Source organism: Constantimarinum furrinae (assembly GCF_014295415.1).
In the GTDB taxonomy this organism is placed as follows: domain Bacteria; phylum Bacteroidota; class Bacteroidia; order Flavobacteriales; family Flavobacteriaceae; genus Constantimarinum; species Constantimarinum furrinae.
The window spans coordinates 673,074-690,781 of record NZ_CP052909.1; the positions used below are offsets into that span (position 1 = coordinate 673,074).

The 17,708-nt window shown below is 42.0% G+C and carries 20 protein-coding genes; 9 read left to right on the forward strand and 11 right to left on the reverse strand.

Annotated features, from left to right (window positions below):
- Positions 1-187: 187 nt before the first annotated feature.
- On the reverse strand, positions 188-991 hold the full coding sequence (locus ALE3EI_RS03150) for a DUF6252 family protein (RefSeq protein WP_186990760.1): 804 nt from the start codon (positions 989-991) through the stop codon (positions 188-190).
- 132 nt (positions 992-1,123) lie between these two features.
- Between ALE3EI_RS03150 and ALE3EI_RS03155 the strand changes: the two genes are divergently transcribed.
- From ALE3EI_RS03155 to ALE3EI_RS03165, 3 genes are read left to right on the forward strand one after another with little or no spacing between them, the layout of a single operon-like run.
- Positions 1,124-1,738, forward strand: a complete 615-nt coding sequence (locus tag ALE3EI_RS03155) for a 30S ribosomal protein S16 (protein WP_186990762.1) — start codon at positions 1,124-1,126, stop codon at positions 1,736-1,738.
- 15 nt (positions 1,739-1,753) lie between these two features.
- The gene (gene rimM, locus ALE3EI_RS03160; RefSeq protein ID WP_186990764.1) at positions 1,754-2,278 is read left to right on the forward strand and encodes a ribosome maturation factor RimM; all 525 of its coding nucleotides are present in this window, start codon (positions 1,754-1,756) and stop codon (positions 2,276-2,278) included.
- A complete protein-coding gene (locus tag ALE3EI_RS03165) occupies positions 2,279-2,989 on the forward strand; it encodes a tRNA1(Val) (adenine(37)-N6)-methyltransferase (RefSeq protein WP_186990766.1) in 711 nt (236 codons plus the stop codon).
- 6 nt (positions 2,990-2,995) lie between these two features.
- Here the strand turns inward: ALE3EI_RS03165 and ALE3EI_RS03170 are convergent, their stop codons facing one another.
- Positions 2,996-4,324 carry an amino acid permease gene (locus ALE3EI_RS03170; protein WP_186990768.1) on the reverse strand — a complete coding sequence of 443 codons (1,329 nt, stop codon included), beginning with the start codon at positions 4,322-4,324 and terminating at the stop codon, positions 2,996-2,998.
- 73 nt (positions 4,325-4,397) lie between these two features.
- Here ALE3EI_RS03170 and ALE3EI_RS03175 point away from each other — a divergent pair, with 73 nt between their 5' ends.
- From ALE3EI_RS03175 to ALE3EI_RS03185, 3 genes are all read left to right on the forward strand, one after another.
- On the forward strand, positions 4,398-5,486 hold the full coding sequence (locus ALE3EI_RS03175; RefSeq protein ID WP_186990770.1) for an aromatic ring-hydroxylating oxygenase subunit alpha: 1,089 nt from the start codon (positions 4,398-4,400) through the stop codon (positions 5,484-5,486).
- Between the two features lie 88 nt (positions 5,487-5,574).
- Positions 5,575-6,753, forward strand: coding sequence for an acyl-CoA dehydrogenase family protein (locus ALE3EI_RS03180; RefSeq protein ID WP_186990771.1), 1,179 nt, complete (start codon positions 5,575-5,577; stop codon positions 6,751-6,753).
- Positions 6,754-6,861: 108 nt separating this feature from the next.
- On the forward strand, positions 6,862-7,758 hold the full coding sequence (locus ALE3EI_RS03185) for a metallophosphoesterase family protein (RefSeq protein WP_186990773.1): 897 nt from the start codon (positions 6,862-6,864) through the stop codon (positions 7,756-7,758).
- A gap of 21 nt (positions 7,759-7,779) precedes the next feature.
- On the opposite strand, the gene ALE3EI_RS03190 is transcribed toward ALE3EI_RS03185, so the two are convergent.
- The 7 genes from ALE3EI_RS03190 to trmB all read right to left on the reverse strand — a co-directional run bounded on the left by ALE3EI_RS03190 (position 7,780) and on the right by trmB (position 12,633).
- The gene (locus tag ALE3EI_RS03190) at positions 7,780-8,106 is read right to left on the reverse strand and encodes a 2Fe-2S iron-sulfur cluster-binding protein (protein ID WP_394367141.1); all 327 of its coding nucleotides are present in this window, start codon (positions 8,104-8,106) and stop codon (positions 7,780-7,782) included.
- A 139-nt stretch (positions 8,107-8,245) separates the two neighbouring features.
- Positions 8,246-9,298, reverse strand: a complete 1,053-nt coding sequence (locus ALE3EI_RS03195) for an NAD(P)/FAD-dependent oxidoreductase (protein WP_186990775.1) — start codon at positions 9,296-9,298, stop codon at positions 8,246-8,248.
- 133 nt (positions 9,299-9,431) lie between these two features.
- A complete protein-coding gene (locus ALE3EI_RS03200; protein WP_186990777.1) occupies positions 9,432-9,674 on the reverse strand; it encodes a NifU family protein in 243 nt (80 codons plus the stop codon).
- A gap of 1 nt (position 9,675) precedes the next feature.
- A complete protein-coding gene (locus tag ALE3EI_RS03205) occupies positions 9,676-10,827 on the reverse strand; it encodes an Mrp/NBP35 family ATP-binding protein (protein WP_186990779.1) in 1,152 nt (383 codons plus the stop codon).
- A 142-nt stretch (positions 10,828-10,969) separates the two neighbouring features.
- Complete coding sequence (locus ALE3EI_RS03210; protein ID WP_186990781.1) at positions 10,970-11,290, reverse strand: MGMT family protein; 321 nt, start codon at positions 11,288-11,290, stop codon at positions 10,970-10,972.
- Positions 11,291-11,292: 2 nt separating this feature from the next.
- Positions 11,293-11,919, reverse strand: a complete 627-nt coding sequence (locus tag ALE3EI_RS03215; RefSeq protein WP_186990782.1) for a lysine transporter LysE — start codon at positions 11,917-11,919, stop codon at positions 11,293-11,295.
- A gap of 36 nt (positions 11,920-11,955) precedes the next feature.
- Positions 11,956-12,633, reverse strand: a complete 678-nt coding sequence (gene trmB, locus ALE3EI_RS03220) for a tRNA (guanosine(46)-N7)-methyltransferase TrmB (RefSeq protein ID WP_186990783.1) — start codon at positions 12,631-12,633, stop codon at positions 11,956-11,958.
- Positions 12,634-12,715: 82 nt separating this feature from the next.
- Here trmB and ALE3EI_RS03225 point away from each other — a divergent pair, with 82 nt between their 5' ends.
- Positions 12,716-13,798 (forward strand): glycosyltransferase, encoded by a 1,083-nt coding sequence (locus ALE3EI_RS03225; RefSeq protein WP_186990785.1) that lies wholly within the window; start codon positions 12,716-12,718, stop codon positions 13,796-13,798.
- Here the strand turns inward: ALE3EI_RS03225 and ALE3EI_RS03230 are convergent.
- On the reverse strand, positions 13,751-14,794 hold the full coding sequence (locus tag ALE3EI_RS03230; protein WP_186990787.1) for a sensor histidine kinase: 1,044 nt from the start codon (positions 14,792-14,794) through the stop codon (positions 13,751-13,753). The two genes, ALE3EI_RS03225 and ALE3EI_RS03230, sit on opposite strands and share 48 nt — an antisense overlap.
- Positions 14,794-15,477, reverse strand: coding sequence for a response regulator transcription factor (locus ALE3EI_RS03235; RefSeq protein WP_186990789.1), 684 nt, complete (start codon positions 15,475-15,477; stop codon positions 14,794-14,796). The genes ALE3EI_RS03230 and ALE3EI_RS03235 overlap by 1 nt, the downstream gene beginning before the upstream one ends.
- A 222-nt stretch (positions 15,478-15,699) precedes the next feature.
- On the opposite strand from ALE3EI_RS03235, the gene ALE3EI_RS03240 reads away from it, so the two are divergent.
- On the forward strand, positions 15,700-16,674 hold the full coding sequence (locus ALE3EI_RS03240; protein ID WP_186990791.1) for a LuxE/PaaK family acyltransferase: 975 nt from the start codon (positions 15,700-15,702) through the stop codon (positions 16,672-16,674).
- The gene (locus tag ALE3EI_RS03245; protein ID WP_186990793.1) at positions 16,674-17,708 is read left to right on the forward strand and encodes a hypothetical protein; all 1,035 of its coding nucleotides are present in this window, start codon (positions 16,674-16,676) and stop codon (positions 17,706-17,708) included. The genes ALE3EI_RS03240 and ALE3EI_RS03245 overlap by 1 nt, the downstream gene beginning before the upstream one ends.

A 17,708-nucleotide genomic window follows, 5' to 3' on the forward strand; every position in this document is an offset into this window, starting at 1 on the left:
GCGAAGAAAGTTTATAAATAACCGAGGAAAAATCTTCGCATTTCTTTACTCGGCATACTCTAATATAGCACAAATAAAGGGCTTAGGAGAATATTTAACCCAAGTTTAATACGAATTAACAAAGTTTAACCCTCAGGGAATATTTGGCACTGAAATACACCAAATTTTAACAAAAAAAGATGGCTTATTATTCGTAAACCACATTAAACTGTCCAAGTGAAATGGTAGTGGAGGCCGTTTCAAATGAGAACGTCCCTTTAATACGACGCTGACCGGGATTATGTTCTACGACCAAAACAGTACCGGCGGTAGCGGGTTGTGTGTTTACTCCGTCGGTATAGCTCGCTTGAAATCCTATTTCGGTAAGGCTATAAGATCCTGCCATTACATCTATCGGCATACGGATAAGTATAGTGGTTGATGAAGTAGAACCTGCAATCACGATGGAATTTCCGCTGTCAACCGCAGTAACTGTAAAAGGATTAAAAGGTGTACCGTCTATTTCGGCTAGGAACGTTCCTGCATTTGGAGGCGTACCCTCTTCCACGATCCCCGTTCCGTAAGGCACTTCAAAAAACACACCGCGTTGTACGTTTAAAGTGTCGAGCCCTGCTAATACTGCATTGAACCTAAAGGTCCCCGATAAGGTTTCATTGGTAGTGTCCCAATTGGAAATAATTACCTGTCCTTCCCCTTCGGGGTTAGTGCTGTAGATATTTCCCAATGAATTTTCGAAAGAAGCATAGTTGGGAGATTCGCCGCCCAGATTATACGTGCGCTCCTCTCCCGCGGCCACTTTCAGGGTAAGTGTTTCATTGTCTGTAATACCTATTATAGTAAAGGATCCGTCTTCGTTTTCTGAAGCTCTGGCATCTGTGGCTTCAAAAAATGCATTATCGAGGGAGCCCTGCATGGCAGGGGTGTTGGTTTCCAGATCTTCACATCCATTGAAAAGGACAACGGCAAGAATCAATAGCATAAATCTTTTCATAGCAATTTGGGTAAACAGGTTTGTCACAAATGTAAAATAAAAAGTTTAATCTATTGAGTTTCATATAAAAAATATAGTATCTTTGCCGTCCTTAATTATAACCGGGGTCGGGTACCCCAAAAATTAATTTTTATGCCTGTAAAAATAAGATTACAAAGACACGGTAAAAAAGGAAAACCTTTTTACTGGATCGTAGCGGCCGATGGTCGTGCGAAAAGAGATGGTAAATACCTTGAAAAACTTGGTGTTTACAATCCGAATGTTAACCCTGCACATATCGAATTAAACGTTGATGGCGCGGTGACATGGCTTCAAAACGGAGCGCAACCTACAGATACAGCAAGAGCTATCCTTTCTTATAAAGGAGCTATGCTGAAAAATCACCTTGCCGGTGGTGTACGTAAAGGAGCACTTACCGAAGAACAAGCCGAAGAAAAATTCAATGCCTGGTTGGAAGAAAAAGCGAAAGCGGTTGAAAACAAACGCACAAAGCTTTCTGATGCCAAGGAAAAAGAAAGAGCTGAGGCTTTGGCTGCCGAAAAAGCAGTAAATGAAGCGCGAATTGCAGAAGCACAAGCCCCTGCTGAAGGAGAACTTGCCGAAGGGGAAGCTACTGAAGAAGCTGTTGAAGCTACTGCTGAAGCAGAAACTGCAACGGAAGAAGCTCCTGCTGAAGAAGTGAAGGCTGAAGCAACCGAAGAAGTTGCCGAAGAAGCTAAGGCGGAAGCCAGCAAAGAAGAAGAGTAAAACTAAAATGGCGATATGCAAAAGAAGGATTGTTTCTTCGTAGGCAAGATCGTTAAGAAGTATAGTTTTAAAGGGGAGTTGCTTATCAAACTCGATACAGACGACCCCGAACAATTTTTAAATATGGAATCGGTTTTTGTGGAAAAGCACAAAAATTTGGTTCCATTTTTTATTGAGAATAGTTCGCTTCACAAATCCAGTTTGCTGCGAGTAAAATTTGAAGAAGTGGAAAATGAAGCTGATGCCGACGCCATGCTGGGAACCGATCTCTATCTTCCCCTGTCCCTGTTACCGAAACTCAGCGGAAATAAATTCTATTATCACGAGATTAACCAATTTAAAGTGATCGATGCCTCTTTCGGTGAAGTTGGGACCATTATGGGGGTCAATGACAATACTGCACAACATTTATTCGTGATAGACCGCGACGGAAAGGAGATCCTTATTCCCATTAATGATTCCTTTATAGAAAAAGTGGATCGAGATCTAAAGACCATTCATCTGAATGTTCCTGAGGGTCTCATAGAATTATATCTTTAGATGGAACCTTTTACATTTAAGCAATTTGTCGTTGCTCAGGATCGCTGCGCGATGAAGATAGGAACAGATGGGGTTTTATTAGGAGCATGGACAACTATAGATCACCGCCCCTTAAGTGTTTTGGATATAGGAGCCGGCACGGGAATAATTGCCTTACAACTTGCACAACGCACAACAGCAGAACTCATTGATGCCATCGAGATCGATGATCTTGCCTATGAACAATGTGTCGAAAATTTTGAAGCTTCTCCATGGGGCGATCGGCTTTTCTGCTACCATGCGTCTTTGGAAGAATTTACCGAGGAGATCGACGATCGCTATGAGCTTATTGTTTCCAATCCGCCGTTTTATTCCGATAATTATGTAACCGAAGACCCCGCACGAAATACGGCTCGTTTTGCCGATGCCCTGCCTTTTAAGGATCTGCTTCATCATGTTTCGGTGTTGCTTAGTGAAGAGGGTATCTTTTCTACTATTATTCCGAAGAAAGAGGAACAAACTTTCATCGCCCTGGCTTCCGAAGTGAAGCTCTTTCCCACACGGATCTGTCGTGTTCGGGGGACAGACACTTCCGAAGTAAAACGCAGTTTAATGGAATTCAGCTTTCAGAAAACAACTGTTGAAATGACATCATTGGTCATTGAGCATTCCCGACACAATTATACTCAGGATTACTGCGATCTGGTTCGGGAATTCTATTTAAAGATGTAATTTAAATTACTTTTCTAGCTCTTTCCCGGAGTCTTTTTTGTGATTCCATTTCATGATCAAATAAATAGGCACCCCCGAAAAAAGCAATAAAAATCCGTAGAAAACAGTCTCTTGTCCCGAACCATAAATTGACCACATCGAATAGGCAAATCCTAGTATACCGAGTGTAAATGTTTTTAGAAAACTGCCGGCATTAAATTTCTTTTCGATCAGGACCAAAACATAAGATGCCGAAACAAATAAATAAGGCACCAAACAGGTTAGTGTGGTTAGCAAAAGAGCGAATTCAAATTGGTCTACCAAACCCTCTGTAAAATTCATAAGCATTAGGGCAGAGGTTAAAACACTCCCTATAATTAAGCCAATTAAGGGCGCCCCATTACTGTTTGACTTTTTAAATAGCTTAGGGAACAGATCATCCTTAGCCATTGCCATCGACATTTGTCCGGTAATTAATATCCAACCGTTTAACGCTCCAATAGCTGCTATGGCTGCTCCGGCAGCAACAAGATATCCCACGTATTTACCACCAATGAGTTCACCTGCGTCTGCAAAAGGCGTGGGCGACTCACTTAATACCTCGTTTGGGATAATTCCAAATAATACGATAGTACTAAGTATATAAACCAAAGTGGTTATGATCGTTCCCAACATGGTTGCTCTTGGCACAGTTACCTCCGGATCCTTCACATTACCGGCCGGTATGGTTGCCGATTCTATCCCTAAAAATGCATAGAGTGTAAGTACAGCGACTACTGGGAAAATTGCGAGGTTACTTTCACCGGTTAGATTAAACTCCGGGAAGGTTTCAACGCTAAAGAAAAAGGCACCCATCAAAATAATTAAAACCAGCGGTATTAACTTTAACACCGTTGTAAGTATCTGAATTTTTCCCGATTCTTTGATCCCTCTGGAGTTGATCCAGGTTAAAAACCATATTAAACTCAAGCCCGCAAGAATGGCATAATTCGCATTGGTCTCCAATACTGGAAAGAAAAAACTTAGTGCGCTAATCGCCGCCAATGCGATGGCTGCATTCCCTACCCAACAAGAGATCCAATACCCCCAGGCAACTAAAAATCCGATAAAATCACCAAATCCGGCTTGAGAAAAGGTATAGGGCCCACCGCTTCTTCCCACTAATATTTTACTGAAATTACTAAATACTTTGGCGAGTATGAGCGCTCCGGCTGCAGAAAAGATCCACCCCAGAATACTTATTCCACCGTATTTAGCAAGGGAAGCGGGCAATACAAAGATCCCGGCTCCTATCATGTTTCCTATCACTAGCGAAGTAGAAACCAGCAATCCAATTTTTTGTGTTTTTTTGGTCATAGTTGTGTTCGTATAAGGACTTATATTATAATTACTTACATTTATCGATACGAAAGATACACGAATAAAAGGAATGACACATCAGTACACTATACATCCCGATATTACTCAAGCAGAAACACTACCGGCTTCATTTTACAGAGATGCTTCTGTTTTTGAGGCTATAAAAAAGAAAGTGTTTCTAAAATCCTGGCAGTGGATAGGTGATGAGAACAGGGTCGCTTTGCCACATTCTGTATATCCTTTTGTGCTTTTAGAGGGTTTTTTAACCGAACCACTTTTACTTTCCAGAGATTCGGACGATACCCTACATTGTTTGAGTAATGTATGTACCCACCGCGGAAACAAAGTCGCGCTACACTCCGGTAAGTTTAAAAAACTGATCTGTTCGTATCATGGCAGACGATTTTCATTGGAAGGAACCTTTGAAAGCATGCCCGAATTCGAAGACGCTAAAGACTTTCCACGGCCATGCGATGATCTCCATCGGTTTCCTCTATTACAATGGGGACCCTTACTTTTTGCCGGTTTGGACGATAGCATCAACTTCAAAAAAGTGATCGATAAAATGGAAGAACGTGTCGGTTTTCTTCCTATTGCTGAATTCTATCACGATGCTTCTTTATCGAAGGATTTTCTCGTCCATGCACATTGGGCTTTATATTGCGACAATTATCTGGAAGGTTTTCATATACCTTTTGTACATGAAGGTCTAAACGAAACTCTGGATTACGGAAGTTATACCACCGAGGTTTACGACTATTGTAACCTTCAAATTGGCTATACCGATGAGGCCACCGAAGTTTTTGACCTTCCTGAAGGCCATATCGACCACGGGAAAAATGTTGCGGCTTACTACTACTGGGTTTTTCCCAATATGATGTTTAATTTCTATCCCTGGGGCTTATCTATAAATATTGTAAAGCCGCTCTCGATCAACCGAACGAAAGTATCTTTTATTTCCTATGTATACGATCCGTCTAAACTGGATAAAGGTGCCGGAAGTGCTCTGGAAAAAGTAGAACGGGAAGATGAATTCGTGGTCGAAAATGTGCAAAAAGGAGTAAATTCCTCTTTCTACAAAGCGGGTAGGTTCTCTCCGAGCCGGGAAAAAGGGGTACATCATTTTCATCGTTTGCTGGCTGAATTTCTGAATAAATAACTTCTGAATTTGATAAAGATTTTAGAGCGAATACATAGGTTATTTCACCGCAATACTTAAATTTGTGCTTCACAAAAATGGAATCCGAATGAAGCCCGACCTTTTTGAAGCACCCGACTACTACAACTTAGATGATCTTTTAACCGACGAGCATAAATTAGTACGCGAAGCTGCCCGTGAATGGGTAAAACGTGACGTATCTCCTATCATTGAAGAATACGCTCAAAAAGCAGAATTTCCCGAAGAGATCATTGGCGGATTGGCAGAAATTGGAGCCTTCGGACCTTATATCCCCGAGGAATACGGAGGGGCAGGACTGGATCAGATCGCTTACGGACTCATCATGCAGGAAATTGAACGTGGTGACAGCGGGGTACGCAGTACAGCTTCAGTGCAGTCTTCCCTGGTGATGTATCCTATCTGGAAATACGGCACCGAAGAACAACGCAAAAAATACCTGCCTAAACTGGCTTCGGGAGAATGGATGGGGTCTTTCGGATTAACCGAACCGGATCACGGTTCTAATCCGGGAGGCATGACCACCAATTTCAAAGATATGGGCGACCATTATTTACTGAATGGTGCCAAAATGTGGATCTCGAATTCTCCATTTTGTCAGATCGCCGTGGTATGGGCCAAGGATGAAAACGGACGCGTGCACGGTTTGATTGTAGAACGCGGAATGGAAGGCTTCAGTACTCCAGAAACTCACGGAAAATGGTCCCTACGGGCTTCAGCCACTGGGGAACTAATTTTTGACAATGTAAAAGTACCGAAAGAAAATCTTCTACCAAACAAATCAGGATTGGGTGCTCCCCTTGGGTGTCTTGATTCTGCGCGCTTCGGAATTGCCTGGGGTGCGATAGGTGCTGCCATGGATTGTTACGATACAGCATTGCGATATTCCAAGGAACGTATTCAGTTTGGAAAACCTATTGGGGCGTTTCAACTTCAGCAAAAAAAATTGGCCGAAATGATCACCGAGATCACTAAAGCTCAATTATTGGCCTGGCGATTAGGCGTGCTTCGCAATGAAGGGAAAGCAACTTCGGCGCAGATCTCAATGGCAAAACGGAATAATGTGGAAATGGCTATCAATATTGCCCGTGAGGCGCGACAGATCCTCGGAGGGATGGGAATCACCGGCGAATACAGTATTATGCGGCATTCTATGAACCTTGAAAGTGTGATCACCTATGAAGGAACACACGATATTCACTTATTGATCACCGGGCTGGACATAACCGGATTAAACGCCTTTAAATAGGATACTGTTTTTAAGACTAAAGCCGAGCTTCCTAAAATAGGAAGCTTTTTTATGCGCTATTTTCTGAATACTGCCTTCAAATTGTATCTTTAAAAAAAGTAAAGTCCCATGTCTTCACAAACCCGATTTAGTCGTGCGTATAAAAATGCACCCCGGATTTCTTTTAACGACAGTTCAAAGTTTATTGTTTTTAGCGATTGTCACCGTGGAGACAATAGCTTTGCCGACGATTTTGCAAACAACCGGAATATCTATTATCATGCCTTAAAGCATTATTACAACGAAGGTTTTACCTATTGCGAACTGGGCGATGGAGACGAACTATGGGAGAATATCGAGTTTAAGTCGGTGTTGGAAGCTCATAAAAATGTGTTTACCTTATTGCGATTGTTTTTTGCCGAATCGCGCTTGCACCGGCTGGTTGGAAACCACGATATGGTCTATATGAACGAGCGCTATGTCGAAAAGAACTTGTATCAATATTTCAACAAGGTGACAGGGCAAGACGAACCACTTTTCCCTAATATTTCTTTTTCGGAAGGATTGGTGTTACAACACGAAGTTACCGGACAGGAATTATTCATGCTTCACGGACATCAGGCAGACTGGATGAATTACCGCGGGTGGAAGTTCAACCGGTTTATGGTACGTGCCTTATGGCGCCAATTACAGGTGTTCGGGATAAGCGATCCAACGAGTCCGGCAAAAAATTATAAGGAGCTTATTAAAGTAGAGCGTCGGACTAAAAAATGGATCATAGACAACAACAATTTGTTTACGATCACGGGGCATACTCACAGACCCCGTTTCCCCGAGCCCGGGGATATTGCTTATTTTAATGACGGCAGTTGTGTTCATCCCCGAAGTATTACAGGGTTGGAGATAGAAAACGGTGCCATAGCGCTTATAAAATGGCAGATCGCCACTACCGAGGACGGTACATTGAAGGTGATACGTGTTCTTTTAGAAGGACCTCAAAAACTAATAGATTATAAGACTGAATAGCAACAGGAGTGAAACGTGGGTTTAGGATTCCGGGGCGATCTCCACTTCGAGTCCTTGGAGTTGTGGAGTGATAAAGATCTGGCAGCCCAGTCTGCTGTTATTCTTTACGTTAAATGCTTCGGCAAGCATGGCATCTTCGTCATAACTCATTTCAGGCAGTTCGTGATCACTTACAATATAACATTGGCAGGATGCACACATGGCCATACCACCACAGATGCCAATGGTCCCTTCGGGGGCGAGTTCGTAGGAACGAATAACCTCCATAAGGTTCATATTCATATCGGTTGGTGCATCAATTTGATGTGATGTTCCTTCACGGTCGGTTATTGTAATTCTAATATCCAATTTTAATATTCTTGCTTTACATGTATTAAGCCTAGATTCTAACTGTTTTTCCTCTTAAATATCGGTTAGTGAGAACCCACCATTCATTACACATTACTCATTAGTCATTACACATTAATCATTACGAATTCCTAATTCCTTAATCAATAGATTTTATTACCGACTTTGGCGCTTCCTTCTTGCTGCCGTCAAATCCTTCCACGCCACCCACTGTTGTATACTTCATCACATAACGTTTATCGGGAAAGATGCGCTGAAAGGCACTTTGGCACATCAATGTAGCTTCGTGGAAGCCACAAAGGATGAGTTTTAGTTTTCCGGGGTAGGTATTAACATCGCCTATGGCATAGATCCCGGGAATGTTAGTCTGATAATCGAGGGAATTATCGACTTTTATGGCATTCTTTTCAATTTCCAGTCCCCAATCGGCAATAGGCCCCAATTTTGGCGCCAATCCGAATAACGGAATAAAGTGATCGCATTCCTTGTTAAAAACATCGGCACCACGTTTTATTGAAACGCCCTTAACCCGATCTTCTCCAACGATATCGATCACTTCGGCCGGGGTGATCAATTCTATGTTACCAGCATTTTTAAGTTCCTGAACTTTCTCCACGCTGTCCAGAGCACCTCTGAACTCATTTCGTCTGTGAATAAGGGTAACCTGAGAAGCCACATCGGCCAGGAAGATACTCCAATCCAGAGCTGAATCTCCGCCCCCCGCGATGACCACCTTTTTATTTCGGTACAATTCGGGGTCCCGAATAATGTACTCCACTCCTTTGTCTTCGTAGTCTGCTATATTAGTTATTGGCGGTTTTCTGGGTTCAAAACTGCCTAATCCACCGGCAATAGCAACCACAGGAGCATGGTGTTTAGTCCCTTTATTGGTGGTTACTATAAAGGTCCCATCGTCGAGTTTCTCGATGGTTTGAGCTCGTTCTCCCAGGGTAAATCCGGGTTGAAAGGGTTCAATTTGCTTTAAAAGATTGTCCACCAATTCGCCTGCAAGTATTTCGGGAAAGGCGGGAATATCGTATATAGGTTTTTTAGGATAGATCTCGGCACATTGTCCGCCGGGTTGTGGCAAGGCATCGATAAGATGGCAGTGCAATTTAAGTAATCCGGCTTCAAAAACGGTAAAAAGTCCCGTAGGACCTGCACCAATAATAAGAATATCTGTTTTAATCATGAATTTTCAACAACTGTTTTAGCGGGCAAGGGATTGAGGCAACATACCCCGCCGGCAGGCGTGTATGGCCGAAAGCCCGACTCACCGAAGCACCTGTGGTGCGAAGGCGAGTTGACCCATAATAAAAAGGCAATTAAAGCTCGACATTGATCACCTTTTCGATCTGTGGTGCATGCTTCTTAATCGTCATTTCCACGCCACTCTTTAAGGTCATCTGGTTTACCGTACAGCCCACACAAGCGCCCTGTAACTGAACGCGCACGATGGTGTCATCGTCGATGGACAGTAGCGATATATCGCCGCCATCACTTTGCAAAAAAGGACGAATCTCATCGAGTGCATCCTCTACCTTAGATTTAAGTTCTTTTCCGGTCATATTATTTTTTTATGGCGCTGCAACCTGCCATGGTGGTTATTTTAATTGCTTCGGTAGGCGGAAGCGCATCGTTTCTATTCACGGTTTCCTCGACTACATTTCGGGTTAGCGTTTCGAATGCTTCTTCTAATGGAGTTGCCGTCTGTAAGGCGGCAGGTCTTCCGGCATCGCCGGCTTCCCGTATGCTTTGAACCAACGGAATTTCACCTAAAAAGGGAACTTCCAGGTCTTCGGCAAGGTTTCTGGCACCTTCCTTTCCAAAAATATAATATTTGTTATCGGGCAGTTCCTCGGGAGTGAAGTACGCCATATTTTCTATGATTCCCAAAACGGGAACATTAATGTTTTCCTGTTGGAACATGGCCACTCCTTTGCGGGCATCGGCCAGCGCAACTGTTTGCGGTGTGCTTACCACTACGGCACCGGTAATGGGCAGGGACTGCATAATGCTAAGGTGTATATCCCCTGTTCCGGGTGGAAGGTCTACCAGCATAAAATCCAATTCACCCCAGGCGGCATCGAAAATTAACTGATTGAGTGCCTTGGAAGCCATAGGGCCTCTCCAAATCACTGCCTGATTGGGTTTCGTAAAGAATCCGATCGATAATACCTTTACCCCATAACTTTCGATAGGTTTCATTTTACTTTTTCCATCCACATTTATGGACAGAGGGCGTTCCATGGCCACATCGAACATGATGGGAATAGAAGGGCCGTAAATATCGGCATCCAGAACTCCAACTTTAAATCCCATTTTAGACAAGGTAACCGCAAGGTTTGCCGTTACGGTAGATTTACCTACTCCTCCTTTTCCTGAGGCAACAGCTATAATATTCTTGATTCCCGGGATGGGCTTACCTTTAATGAGGTTGGGATTTGAAGGGTTGGATTCCTGTTTTGGAGGTGCTTCCACCTGTATATTGACCTGAACTTTAGCCTCGGAAGAGACTTTTTCCTTGATCGCTGCGATCACATCGGCTTCGGCCCGCTTTTTAATATGCATGGCGGGCGTAGAGATCTTAAGATCTACAACAACCTCATCGGCAAAGCACATTACATTCTGAACTGCACCGCTGTCTACCATATTTTTTCCTTCTCCCGAAATGGTGATGGTTTCCAATGCCGCAAGTATCTCTTTCTTATTCAATTTCATTACTCGTATGCTTCTATATTTAGATTCATTCTAAAGTGCAAATATAAATAATATAGATTGAAGCAGGAAGGAGGAAGCGGGAAGTTTTGGAGGAGGGTTAGACGTTAATAGATCGATGAGTTTTTAATGCTTCTTTTACTTGCTAAAGTTCCTTTTGAGGATCCCACAGCAGCGCTTCGAAGTGTTGAATTTGATTGTCGTAAACTTCTATTCCTTCATTTTCCAGTAGTTGCTGCATGAGGTTGGTGCCTTTAAAATGATGCTTCCCCGTTAATAATCCTATTCGGTTTACCACCCGGTGTGCCGGAACGTCATCGGGAGAAACGTTCATTGCCCATCCTACCATGCGTGCGCTTCCTGCCGCACCTAAATATTTTGCGATGGCACCATAGGTAGTGACCCTCCCAAAGGGAATTAACCGTACCACCTCATAAACTTTATTGAAAAAACCCTGATCTGCCATATTCAAAAATCATTAAAAATTTTTATGGCTGTGATAATGGAGATCACTAATGTTATAAAGCCTATGACGTAGTTCATGTTGATGCGTGGTTTGGATCGCTGTTCCTTTTTTCTGAAGTACTGAACATAGATCGCTAACATCACGAAAGTCCCTATACCAGAAGCGATTACACAGGACCATAATTCGGGCTGACTAAACTCAAACCAGCCAAAACCGGCAAAAGTGATGCTAATGTACACCCAATAGGGAAAAGGCAACAAGTTTAATGCTCCCAACATCATCCCTGAAAGAAACCTACTGGTTTTCGATTTATTGAAGTCTTTTCTAACTTCCCGACGTGTGTCTTTTGCTATAAACAAAAAGTAAATGGTAATACAGATAAAGATTCCTAACGCAACCTGCTGTAGTCTGTCTACGATCTCCGGATGCTTATCGAGATATCTGGCAAATAACAGTGCTACATAGGTTTGGATCATCACCGTAGCACAAACGCCGGTGGAAAAGAGTAATCCCTTTTTACGACCTTCTTTCATGCTAACTTTAGCAGCGTACATATTGAGAAGACCGGGTGGAATTACACCAACGAATGCAGCTAAAAATCCTATAAAAAAATTAAGAATTAATGACATTCATGGTTGGTTTGGGTAGTGAATATAAACAAATTATTACGAACGGAATCTAAATTTAATGTAGGTGATCTTCTTGCCAACCTCCAGATACTGACTCTCATAATATGTTTGAATCTGTGTTACTTCTTCGGGCGAATGGTCATTTCCATATACATCGTGATGTGCATAAATAACCTCTTCATTTCGTCCGTGCAGGAGTCCCAAGGTATAGCCGTGCATAAATTCACTGTCGGTTTTTAGGTGGACCACTCCGTCTGGTTTTAGTATTTGCTTGTATTTTTCGAGGAATTCGGCATTGGTGAGCCGGTGCTTGGTGCGTTTGTATTTTATTTGTGGATCGGGGAAGGTAATCCAGATCTCATCGACCTCATTTTCAGCAAAGAGCAGATCTATTAGTTCAATTTGTGTTCGTAGAAATCCAGCATTGTGTAAACCGTCTTCCAAAGCTGTTTTTGCCCCACGCCAGAAGCGCGCTCCCTTGATATCGATCCCGAGAAAATTCTTGTCGGGATAACTTTTTGCCAGATTAATAGTGTATTCTCCTTTTCCACAGCCAAGTTCGAGGATTAGCGGGTGGTCATTTTTAAAGAATTTAGATTTCCAGCTGCCTTTTAACTGTAGTGAATTCGAGAAAACCTCTTCCCGGGTTGGCTGAATTACATTGGCAAACGTCTCATTTTCTTTAAATCGTTTCAGTTTATTTTTACTTCCCACCTTACTTCTGTTTCTAAATAATTAATGATTCGGTAAAATTAAGCAAATAATAATCGGCTGCGAATATGCTTACCTTTGTTTTGTGGAAGGATCGAAAACAATTTTAGTTGCTCCGTTACACTGGGGATTAGGGCATGCGACGCGCTGCATACCTATAATTCGTGCGTTGATAACAAAGGGGTATGCCGTATGTATCGCTTCCGATGGTGCCGCTTTGAATTTGCTTCGGAAAGAATTTCCGAAACTTTCGTGGCTGGAACTACCTTCTTATTCCATAACGTATCCGAAAAAACCCTCACAGTTAAAATGGAAGCTGCTGAAAAGTTTACCGGGAATTAGGAAAACGATGGCTTCAGAAAAAAAAATGATCGATGCATTGGTTTCTGAAGGCAAAATAGATGGTATTATAAGCGATAACCGTTTTGGGATTCATTCAAAAAAGGTGCCTTCGGTCTTTATCACGCATCAGTTAAATGTTTTAAGCGGTAGCACTTCATTTTTCAGTAGTATGATGCATCAGAAGATCATTCAGAAATTCCATGAATGCTGGGTGCCCGATGTGGATAATGACGAGAACCTTAGCGGAACACTAGGGCATCCCAAGGTTCACAATCTCAATATAAAATACATGGGACCGGTAAGCAGAATGAAAAAAGCAGAAATACCCATTGTCTACGATGTTCTGGCATTACTTTCGGGACCAGAACCTCAACGTACCATGCTGGAGGAGAAGATACTTGATGAGCTAACCGGAAAAGACTGTCGCGTATTACTCATACAGGGTATCGTGGAAGACGAACAGCAACGAAGCATCCATGACAATATTGAGATCGTAAATTATATGGAAAGTGAAGCGCTCGAAAAGGCAATCAATGAAAGTGGTCTTGTTCTTTCCCGAAGCGGTTATACCACGATCATGGATCTTGCTACAATGGAGAAGAAGGCTTTTTTTATTCCGACTCCCGGACAATACGAGCAGGAATATCTCGCTTCACGATGTACAGAAAAGGGTTGGGTTCCCAGTTGTAAACAAGAGGACTTTACGTATGAAGCACTGGAGAAAGTAAAAGTGTATCAAGGTTTTCACGGACTAAGATGTGAAGTAGACGGTAGTTCGTTATTTAGCCTTTTCGAGGGTAAAAGAGAACTCGGACCCCACGCCTAACTGACTTTCAATATATATTTTTTCATTGTGCGCTTCTACAATATGTTTTACGATGGCAAGTCCGAGTCCGCTGCCCCCTTCTTTTCTCGATCCGCTTTTATCTACGCGATAGAATCGTTCAAATACTCGGGGAATATGTTCCCGAGCGATACCTTCTCCATTGTCTGTAACCCGAATGATCACTTTATTTCGTATTAAGTTTTCGATACTTACTTCTACGGTTCCGTTTTGTTTCCCGTATTTAATAGAATTTATAATTAAATTGGAGAGCACCTGTTCAATTTTCTCCTTATCGCCATTAACCATAACCTTTTCTTCATAATCAATATCGAAAGTGAGTGTTATGTTTTTACGGGCGGCCTTCATTTCATAAAGGTCGAATATGGTTTTAAGCAGTTTTATGATATCGAAATTCTCTTTAACCAGATTGAGATCTCCCACCTCCAGCTTAGTGATCATATCCAGATCCTTAATAATATAAATAAGTCGCTCTACACCCTTACTCGCTCGTTGAAGGTATTTTTTTCGCACCGACTTGTCCTTCATGGCACCATCTAACAGTGTTAGAATGTAGCCTTGTACGGTAAATAATGGCGTTTTTAGTTCGTGTGAAATATTCCCAATAAATTCCTTCCTGTAATTCTCCCGCACTTTTAGCGTTTCAATTTCCAGCTTCTTATTTTGAGCAAATCGTTCTACCTCTCTGGTGAGGGTTTTCATGTCGGTAGTGATCTGCGGTTTGGCAAAAGAAGTTTTGTCCAACAGGGTTACATCGTCGTAGATCTTCTGAATGCGGGTATAGATCATTCGTTCAACCCTGTATTGAATGATCAAAAAACAAACGACATAGGATATTACTACAAATGCGCCGAAATACCAGTAATTGTTAACTTTCGAGAAGAAAAAAAAAACACCCATAGCCAGTGCTAAAAAAAAGGTGATCGCCCCCGAAGTAATCGCGGCAAACCTGTATGTTTTTTTAAATATTACAGCCATCAGACTACAAACTTGTACCCTACGCCTTTTACCGTCTTAAATTTTTCATCACCTATCTTCTCCCTTAGCTTTCGAATGTGAACATCTATGGTTCTCCCTCCAACGACTACTTCATTGCCCCAAATATGATCGAGGATATCCTCCCGTTTAAATACTTTTCCCGGCTTTGAAGCCAACAGAGAAAGAAGCTCAAATTCCTTTCTCGGCAAAATGATCTCTTGCTTACCCTTCATGATCTTGTATTCTTCACGATTGATGGTAAGATTTCCTATACTGAAATTTCCATCCTCTTCCTCTTCTTGTTTAAAACGGCGTAAAAGCGCTTTCACCTTACTGTTTAAAACCTTAGGCTTTATAGGTTTGGTAATATAATCATCGGCTCCGGCGTCAAATCCTGCCACCTGAGAGTAATCTTCACCTCTTGCTGTAAGAAATGTGATCACTGTATCTGATAATTCGGGGATTGCACGTATTTTTTCACAAGCTTCAATCCCGTCCATAACTGGCATCATGACGTCGAGAATGATAAGATGCGGCTTATGCTTTTTGGCCTGACTTATAGCTTTAGCTCCGTTTTCGGCTGTAAATACCTGATAGCCTTCAGAAGTGAGATTGTACCCTACAATTTCCAAAATATCCGGTTCATCGTCCACAAGTAAGATCTTACTTTCCTTTTTCTTCATGACAGTAGTATTTTTCTGGCGATAAATATACTATTATTTAATATTTAGGCACTAAATCATAGTCATTGTTAACGTTAACGTAACATGCTTGTTGGCAATGATTCTAAGAATAGAATATTACCCTTTATAGAGAATTGTCATGAAATAATGGTGTTTATCGCAGATGTATATTTTAAAGGCTGTTTTTATTGACTATTTTTGAGGGTATTTCTGAAAAACAATATGCTCCATTCAAATATTTTTGAAATCTCATCGACCTCCGAATTCGAATCGGTGGCATTGGATACTTTCAGATACCAATATAAAAATGTAGGTGTCTATCGTGAATTTTGTGACCATTTAAAGCGCACTTCAGAAACGGTAAAAACAATAAAGGACATTCCTTTTCTACCTATTGAATTCTTTAAATCGCATAAGGTTATTTCAGAAGAAAAACCTTCCGAAATACTATTCACAAGTAGCGGTACCACCGGGAGTGTGTTGAGCAAACACTACGTTGCCAGCAGCAAACTATACGAGCAAAGCTTTTTGGAAGGATTTAAAAAAACCTATGGCAACCCCACAAACTTCACCATTTTGGCACTACTGCCTTCTTATCTGGAACGAGAGGGGTCATCGCTTATCTATATGGTAGACCACCTTATTCGCAGCAGCAAAAATGAGCACAGCGGATTTTTTTTACACAACGTAGAAGCGTTGATCGAAACACTGCATTTTTTGGAGAAAACGGGGCAAAAAACTATGTTGATAGGAGTTTCTTATGCCTTACTGGATCTAATTGAAAAAGAGCAATTTCATTTAAATCACACCCTCATTATGGAAACCGGCGGGATGAAAGGAAAACGCAAGGAACTTATTAAAGAAGCGCTACATCAAAAACTTAAAGCCGGCTTTGGGGTGAACTCTATTCACAGCGAATACGGCATGACCGAACTGCTCTCACAGGCCTATTCCAAGGGGAAGGGTGTTTTTAATTGTCCGCCATGGATGAAAATCATTACCCGGGATCCTGAAGACGCTTTAAGCCTTTCGGGAAGCAGCGCAGGAGGCATTAATGTAATAGATCTTGCCAACCTTTATTCTTGTTCGTTTATCGCAACGCAGGATCTGGGGAAAGTTTACCGTGACGGAAGTTTTGAAATTTTAGGTAGATTTGATACCAGCGATATTCGTGGGTGTAATTTAATGGTACTTTAATGGCACAAAAATCTGAAAGATCTCCCAATGGTTGTCTGTGGCTGTTTATCGTAATGGTAGTTTGTACGATAAGTTTCGGGATCCTCAAAACACTTTTTCCGCTTCACGACTATCTGGCCTGGGTACTGTCTTTTGGGATTGCAACCTTTTTTGTGATCAATATCATAGGGCGTCCGGCAGGGATTTCGGTGCTGAAGAATGCTGTGATCATTATAATCGTGTTGGCTATTCTAAAGACATTGGGCGGATTTTTTCTGGATGTACTCAGCATTAAAACAGAACCCACGACGTTTAGAACTGAAGAAGCCACTCTGCCTACCACCATGATCGAAAATAACGACACTATTAGAGTGTATAGCACAAAGAGATCGTGGAAGGACAATTACGGCAACCCTTATTCGGGAACCTTAACCGTGCGAGAACCCGATTATCTTAGGCTGAAAGATCATATTAGCCGCTATATCCCACCCTCCGGGGGAAACTTTTGGGGAGCATTGTACGACCATATCGATCGTACTGATACACCCAGTCTCGACCTGATTATAAACGCCTTTACCGATATTGAACAGCAACACCAACTCAATAGGATGGAATTCGCCGAAATGATAGTGAGTTGTGTACAGGATATTCCTTATGCCTTTGTGTTTCAGGAGGAGTGCTTGCCTGCGAGACAATACGAAGCCTCCATTCGAAAAATTCTTGAAAAATGTCCGGAATGCTGTATCGGCAATATTTTGTACGGAATTCAAAATCCGGTGTCCTTTATTCAGAATTTAAAAGGAGATTGCGACACCCGTACCGTGATGATCTATTCCATTCTGAAACATTTTGGGTACGATGTGGCCATACTTAACAGTGATTATTACAGGCACTCCATCCTCGGACTCAATTTGCCGGCTCAAGGGCTGTATAAAATACACAACGGAAAAAAATACGTTCTTTGGGAAACAACGGCCAAGTATTTTGAGATCGGATACTTATCACCATCATACAACGATGTCACCTATTGGAATGTAGTACTAACCAGTAAATAA

Coding starts and splice junctions, on each gene's coding strand:
- ALE3EI_RS03150 (WP_186990760.1), bottom strand. CDS start 991: ATGAAAAGATTTATGCTATTGATTCTTGCCGTTGTCCTTTTCAATGGA.
- ALE3EI_RS03155 (WP_186990762.1), top strand. CDS start 1,124: ATGCCTGTAAAAATAAGATTACAAAGACACGGTAAAAAAGGAAAACCT.
- rimM (WP_186990764.1), top strand. CDS start 1,754: ATGCAAAAGAAGGATTGTTTCTTCGTAGGCAAGATCGTTAAGAAGTAT.
- ALE3EI_RS03165 (WP_186990766.1), top strand. CDS start 2,279: ATGGAACCTTTTACATTTAAGCAATTTGTCGTTGCTCAGGATCGCTGC.
- ALE3EI_RS03170 (WP_186990768.1), bottom strand. CDS start 4,324: ATGACCAAAAAAACACAAAAAATTGGATTGCTGGTTTCTACTTCGCTA.
- ALE3EI_RS03175 (WP_186990770.1), top strand. CDS start 4,398: ATGACACATCAGTACACTATACATCCCGATATTACTCAAGCAGAAACA.
- ALE3EI_RS03180 (WP_186990771.1), top strand. CDS start 5,575: ATGAAGCCCGACCTTTTTGAAGCACCCGACTACTACAACTTAGATGAT.
- ALE3EI_RS03185 (WP_186990773.1), top strand. CDS start 6,862: ATGTCTTCACAAACCCGATTTAGTCGTGCGTATAAAAATGCACCCCGG.
- ALE3EI_RS03195 (WP_186990775.1), bottom strand. CDS start 9,298: ATGATTAAAACAGATATTCTTATTATTGGTGCAGGTCCTACGGGACTT.
- ALE3EI_RS03200 (WP_186990777.1), bottom strand. CDS start 9,674: ATGACCGGAAAAGAACTTAAATCTAAGGTAGAGGATGCACTCGATGAG.
- ALE3EI_RS03205 (WP_186990779.1), bottom strand. CDS start 10,827: ATGAAATTGAATAAGAAAGAGATACTTGCGGCATTGGAAACCATCACC.
- ALE3EI_RS03210 (WP_186990781.1), bottom strand. CDS start 11,290: ATGGCAGATCAGGGTTTTTTCAATAAAGTTTATGAGGTGGTACGGTTA.
- ALE3EI_RS03215 (WP_186990782.1), bottom strand. CDS start 11,919: ATGTCATTAATTCTTAATTTTTTTATAGGATTTTTAGCTGCATTCGTT.
- ALE3EI_RS03230 (WP_186990787.1), bottom strand. CDS start 14,794: ATGGCTGTAATATTTAAAAAAACATACAGGTTTGCCGCGATTACTTCG.
- ALE3EI_RS03235 (WP_186990789.1), bottom strand. CDS start 15,477: ATGAAGAAAAAGGAAAGTAAGATCTTACTTGTGGACGATGAACCGGAT.
- ALE3EI_RS03240 (WP_186990791.1), top strand. CDS start 15,700: ATGCTCCATTCAAATATTTTTGAAATCTCATCGACCTCCGAATTCGAA.
- ALE3EI_RS03245 (WP_186990793.1), top strand. CDS start 16,674: ATGGCACAAAAATCTGAAAGATCTCCCAATGGTTGTCTGTGGCTGTTT.